Origin of the sequence: Dialister histaminiformans (genome assembly GCF_900103425.1) — a bacterium.
GTDB lineage: Bacteria > Bacillota > Negativicutes > Veillonellales > Dialisteraceae > Allisonella > Allisonella histaminiformans.
In genome coordinates, this window is record NZ_FMXA01000005.1 from 69210 (window position 1) to 75606 (window position 6397).

General features: G+C 46.7%; 5 protein-coding genes. 4 read left to right on the forward strand and 1 reads right to left on the reverse strand.

The features are described 5' to 3' along the window. The first annotated feature begins 94 nt into the window (after positions 1 to 94). From radC to gluQRS, 4 genes are all read left to right on the forward strand, one after another. Positions 95 to 778, forward strand: coding sequence for a RadC family protein (gene radC / locus BLQ79_RS02270; protein ID WP_091363407.1), 684 nt, complete (start codon positions 95 to 97; stop codon positions 776 to 778). A 137-nt stretch (positions 779 to 915) separates the two neighbouring features. Continuing rightward, complete coding sequence (locus BLQ79_RS02275; RefSeq protein ID WP_091363409.1) at positions 916 to 2145, forward strand: aspartate kinase; 1230 nt, start codon at positions 916 to 918, stop codon at positions 2143 to 2145. A 61-nt stretch (positions 2146 to 2206) separates the two neighbouring features. Then, positions 2207 to 5134 carry an insulinase family protein gene (locus BLQ79_RS02280; protein ID WP_091363412.1) on the forward strand — a complete coding sequence of 976 codons (2928 nt, stop codon included), beginning with the start codon at positions 2207 to 2209 and terminating at the stop codon, positions 5132 to 5134. After that, the gene (gluQRS, locus tag BLQ79_RS02285) at positions 5134 to 6075 is read left to right on the forward strand and encodes a tRNA glutamyl-Q(34) synthetase GluQRS (RefSeq protein ID WP_091363515.1); all 942 of its coding nucleotides are present in this window, start codon (positions 5134 to 5136) and stop codon (positions 6073 to 6075) included. Before BLQ79_RS02280 ends, gluQRS begins: the two co-directional genes overlap by 1 nt. A gap of 123 nt (positions 6076 to 6198) precedes the next feature. Here the strand turns inward: gluQRS and BLQ79_RS08350 are convergent. Next, positions 6199 to 6397: hypothetical protein (locus tag BLQ79_RS08350; protein WP_234944893.1), on the reverse strand; the 199-nt coding region annotated here is incomplete at its 5' end.

A 6397-nucleotide genomic window follows, 5' to 3' on the forward strand; every position in this document is an offset into this window, starting at 1 on the left:
TGAATGCAATTCTTACTGAAAAATGGACAGAAAGATGATACAATATTTATTGTAAACATTTGGATAAGGGAATAAGAAACAATAGGGGGATTGTATGCTTATACGGGAAATGCGGCCGGAAGAAAAGCCAAGAGAACGGTTTAAGGAATCAGCGGGCGACGTATCCATTACGGAGCTGATTGCCATTCTGATCCGGACAGGAAGGAAAAATCATTCCGTACGGGAAGTGGCGTCAGATGTGGTTTCTTTTCTGGAAGAGAACTGCGGAGAAGCCTGGATTGAGGAACCATACTGGAAAGATCTGACAGATATCCCTGGAATCGGGGCAGATAAGGCGGTCACCATCTGCGCGGCCATAGAGCTGGGACGAAGACTTGCCGGTCGGTTCCGCAAGCGGGAACTGCCGGATTTCAATGCTCCGGACAGAGTGGCGTCCTATTTTATGGAAATGCTCCGCCATGAAAGTCAGGAACATCTCTATGCCTGCTATGTGAACACGAAAAACCGCCTTATGGGGAAAAAGGAAATTGGCCGTGGCAATATGAACGCGGCGCCCGCGGATATCAAGGAAATCTTGCGGTGGGCCATTCGCCTTAAGGCCAGGGGAATCATCTTGGTACATAATCATCCCAGCGGATTTCCTGACCCGTCCGTATCGGATATTCAGCTGACAAAGAAGGTAGCCAGAGCCTGTGCCTTTATGGATTTTGACCTGTTGGACCATATCATTATCGGGGATGGAGTCTTCGCAAGCCTGCAGGAAAAAGGGCTGATGTAAAAGGGCTTTTTTACAGACAGTATAAGGGATTGCTTTCTTTACATCTGGTATCATGCATGTTAAAATTTTGGTAATTGATTTATGATGATTTTGTTTTACCAGAATACCTGTAAACCATGGTAAACAGAGGAGGAATTATGGCACTACTTGTTAAGAAGTTCGGAGGCAGTTCCGTTGCCACTCCTGAGAAAATGCGTCATATTGCTTCTCGAGTGCTTAAGGAAAGAAATCCAGACGATCAGATCGTAATTGTTGTTTCAGCTATGGGAGATACCACAGATAATTTACTGAAGCTCGCTTCCAAAGTGACAGACAAACATTATGCCCGTGAACTGGATATGCTGATGTCTACCGGTGAACAGGTTTCCATTGCCATGATGGCTATGACATTCTGTTCCATGGGAGTGCCGGCGCAGTCTTTTACAGGACCTCAGGCCGGCATCATTGCGGAAGGTGTATTTGGTAAGGGTAACATCATTGATATCAAGCCTGCACGTGTTTTCAAGGCCCTTGCAGCTGGCAAGATTGCCATCGTAGCCGGATTCCAGGCCATTACCCCGGAAGGGGAAATCATTACCCTGGGACGCGGGGGAAGTGATACCACCGCCGTTGCGCTCGCAGGAGCCATGAGGGCGGATATGTGCGAAATCTATACCGATGTGGAAGGCGTATATTCAGCAGACCCGCGCGTTGTTCCCAATGCAGTGAAGATGAAGGAAATCAGCAACGAGGAAATGCTGGAACTGGCAAGACTGGGAGCCGGGGTTATGCAGCCTCAGAGCATTTCCATGGGGTCCCGCTTCCATGTTCCCATTCATGTACGTTCTACGTTCTCCGATAACGAAGGAACCATCATCAGAGAAGATAACTTTGGTGAGGAAAAGGGGCCGGTCTGCGGGGTGGCAGAAGATTACAATGTGGCCCGCATCGCAGCGGTTGGCGTAGAAAATGTACCGGGAACAGCGGCTATGATTTTTAACGAACTGGATAAAAACGAGATTCCGGTGGATATGATTGTACAGAGCGTACGCAGGATTAATGACCGTCGTGGAGACATCATATTTACCGTAGCCAGCAGCGATCTTGTCGAAGCTAAAGAAGTACTGGAAAAGTTGAAGGCTGATGGAAGAATTAATAATATCCTGTATGATGATAATTGTGCAAAGGTGTCCATCGTAGGCCTGGAAATGCTCAGTGCACCAGGCGTGGAAGCGCGCATTTTTGGCGCTTTGGGGAGAAAGAACATCAATATTGATATTGTAAGTTCTTCCAAGAACAGCATATCCTGTCTGGTTCCGAGACCTAAGGTAGATGAAGCCATTCGTTCAATTCATGCTGAATTTTTTAAGAATAAGCCTCAACAGTGATTTTGAGGAGACACGGGGCCGATTCCCGTGTCTTTTTATCTTTTAGTAAGGAGAATGAAATATGAAATGGAATATAAATGACGTGGTCCATGGATTCAAGGTAAAACGCATGGAACGTGTACAGGAAGTAGCGTCTGATGTGTACGAACTGGAACACGTACAGTCCGGCGCCAGATTGCTTTATCTGGACAGCAAGGATGACAATAAGGTGTTCTACATCTGCTTCAGAACGACACCGGACAACTCAAAGGGGACACCGCATATTATGGAACATTCCACCCTGTGCGGCTCCAGAAAGTTCCCGCTGAAGGAACCATTTGTTGAATTGGTAAAGGGGTCTCTCAATACCTTCCTGAATGCTATTACCTGGCCGGATAAGACCATGTATCCTGTGGCCAGCCGCAATGATCAGGATTTTCATAACCTTATGGATGTCTATCTTGACGCCGTATTTTATCCAAACTGCCTGAGGAATCCTCAGATTCTCATGCAGGAAGGCTGGCATTATGAAATGGCTGATGAAAACAGCCCGATTACCTATAATGGTGTAGTATACAACGAAATGAAGGGGGCCTTATCTTCTCCGGAAGCACTCATGGAAGACAAGGCTATGAGCACATTGTTCCCGGATACTACCTATGCGGTAGAATCCGGTGGGGATCCGGAGGTTATTCCAGCCCTTTCTTTTAAGGAGTTTACAGAATTCCACAGAAAATTCTATCATCCGTCCAACAGCTTTATTTATCTGTATGGCAATATGGATATTGACTCCACACTCAAATTCATTAATGATGAATACCTCTCTGCATTTACAAGACATCCTGTAAACTCTGCTGTACAGACACAGCAACCGTTTGCAAAACGCAAGGAATGTGAAGGCTCTTTCGGTATTACAGAAGGGGAAAGCACAGATAAGAAATCTATCCATGCGCTCTATACCGCATACAACGATCACATGAGCACAGCGGAAATGCTGGCTTTCCGTATTCTCAACTATACCCTTATTGATATGGACGGGGCACCACTGAAAAAAGCGCTCACCGATTCCGGAATCTGCAGTGATGTGTCCGGACATTTTGAAACCAGTCTGAAACAGCCGGTGTGGACGATTGAAGTTACCGGCTCTAATCCGGAAGATAAGGATACATTTGTCTCCGTTGTAGATGGCACTATCCGTAAACTGGCACTGGGCGGTCTGGACAAGGATATGCTTACCGCTGCATTGAACCGTATTGAATTCACCCTGCGGGAAGGCGATTTCCAGGGACGCCCGAAAGGACTTTATTATGGTGTTCATGTAATGCAGCAGTGGAACTATGACCGGGATCCATTCACAGCCCTCCGTTATGAAGAAGACCTGAAGATACTCCGTGAAGGCATTGAAAAACATCTGTTTGAAAACCTTCTTCTCAAATATGTGGTCAAGAATGCACATCAGGTGCTGGTGACCATGAAACCGGAAAAGGGACTTACAGAAAAGAAAAACGCGGCTACGGCACAGAAGCTGGATGATTTCAAGAAGAGCCTGACAAAAGAACAGATTCAGGAAATTATTGAAAATACTAAGGCATTGAAGGCAAGACAGGCTAGCGGCGAAACCGAAGAAGCACTGGCTACCATTCCGCTCCTTTCCCGTTCGGATCTGAAGAGAGAAGTAGAAGAAGTTTCCCAGGAAGAAGAAAAGGTACAGGGGATTACCCATCTGTCCTATCAGGAAAACACCTCTGGGATTACCTATCTCAATCTGTTCTTCACCCTGTATGGTCTGAAAGCAGAAGATGTACCTTATGCGTACCTGCTTACCACCATTCTGGGTTCCATGGATACAGACAATCATACCTATCAGGAACTGACACGCATTTCCAATACCTATACTGGCGGTATGTCCTATGCCATTACGTCCTATGACGATAAGGCGGACAACACTAAGTATGTGCCGGTATGTGCTGTACGCGGCAAGGCACTCACTTCCAATGCGGATAAGATGATGCAGCTCATGGGAGAGGTCCTTAACCATACCCGCTTTACCGACACAGGCCGTCTCAGAGAAATCCTCATGGAAGAAAAGGCATCCTGGGATATGTCTCTGTTCGACAGAGGGCATGCACTGGTTATGATGCGGCTGATGTCCTATTACTCTCCGGCTGCTCAGTTTAAGGAACAGGGAAGCCTGTCCTACTACTATTTCCTCAGTGATCTGCTGGAACATTTTGATGAAAAAGCAGAACATATTAAAGCGCGCCTGGCAGAAACCGCAGCTAAGATTTTTACAAGAAAGAATCTTATTGTCCAGGAAGTAGGGCTGAAGGAAGAAAAACAAGCGGTTGTCAATCATCTGGATGCAGTCATTGGGGATATGCCGGAAGGAGAAGCATGTCACACTCTGTCATTTGTTTTCCCGGAAACCGGAATTAATGAAGGATTCCTTTCCTCGGGCAAAGTGCAGTATGTGGCAAAGGGTGGTAACTTTGTGAAGCATGGATTCAAATTTACCGGAGCTCTCCGGGTTATGGAAACCATCCTCCGCTATGAATACCTGTGGAAGAGGATCCGAGTTCTTGGCGGTGCCTATGGAGCTTTTACACGGATTGCAACTAACGGGGATGCCCTTCTCTGTTCCTATCGTGATCCGAACCTCTCTGAAACACTGAAGGCTTATAAAGAACTGCCGGAATATCTCAGACACTTTGATATTTCTGAACGGGAAATGACGAAGTATGTAATTGGAACCATGGCTCCGGCAGAAACACAGCTTACTCCATCCATGAAGGGGGAAAGAGCTATGGTTATGCGCTTTACCGGGCAAACACATGATGACAGACAGAAAGTAAGAGAACAGATTATTGACTGCACCCAGGAAGATATCCGTGCACTGGCCGGCCTCATGGACAGTGTGGTATCGGATAAGTACTTCTGCGTACTGGGTAGTGAAGATAAACTGAAGGCGGAATCCAATCTGTTCGATCATCTCCGCTCTCTTACTAAATGATGAATGTTCGCACCCGGTTTGCTCCCAGTCCGACAGGATTTATCCACCTGGGGAATGTATGGGTGGCTTTTCTGAACTGGCTGTACACAAGACAGCACCAGGGAGAACTGGTCCTTCGCATTGAAGATATAGACCAGACCCGTTCACGGAAAGAATATGCACAGGCCCTTATGGAAGATTTGGACTGGCTCGGATTAGATTGGGACGAAGGGCCTGGCGGGAACTATGCATATGGTTCCACTGTGCAGTCGGAACGTTTGTCCCTGTATCGCAGATGCGTAGAGAAATGGAAGCAGGAGGGAAGAGTTTATCCATGCTATTGCACCCGTGCCAGGATTCATAAGATTTCGTCGGCACCACATCGTGGAGAAACACTGCCAGTGTACGATGGACACTGCAGGAACCTTACAAACGAGCAGCGGAAGAGGCAGGAAAGACAGCCGTCCTGGCGCATACGCATAGAGAAGGAAACCGAAGAATCGTTCCATGATCTCCTTCGTGGGGACGCAACGCAGAGACTGAAACCATGTGAAGATGACTTTGTAGTCATGCGTGCTGATGGGCAGATTGCCTACCAGCTGGCAGTATCCTGCGATGATGGGGCTATGGGGATTACTCATGTTTTCCGGGGAGAAGATTTATTTTCCTCCACTTTCTACCAGATTGCTATATTGAAAGAACTGGGATATCCACTTCCAGTCTATGCCCACTTGCCATTGCTGATGGATCAGGAAGGAAACCGCCTTTCTAAACGACAACATGGAATCACCATCCGTGATATGCGGGCAGCGGGAATTACAGCAGAAGAAATCATTGGAAAATTGCTTTTCTGGGCAGGCGCACTCCCGGCACCAGAACCACTTTCCGCCACCTATGCAGCAAAGAATATTCCATTCAGCGATTGCAGGAATTTGAAGCAGAAAAGCATTATAGTCAGATAAAAAATATACGAGTTGAAAAAACAGCAGTTTTACACCGGAAAAAGGTGTAAAACTGCTGTTTTTGATTGTCCATATTCTCCCGCAAATCTCTACTCTCTCTCTTTGAGCTCCGCTCATCATATGTTAGAGCATAGGAAAGCGTGATTGATGAGCCACGCTTATATTTGTATAGCCGTCTGAAGAAATAACGATAATATGGTGCAATCCTTGCAGATTGCAGGAATGAAGCGGAATGTTCTCTTCTTGCAAAGGGCAAGCATGCGAAAGCTGATTAAAGGAAAGCATGAGAAACGATGCTCCTTTCTTGAAAGAAAGGGGGACC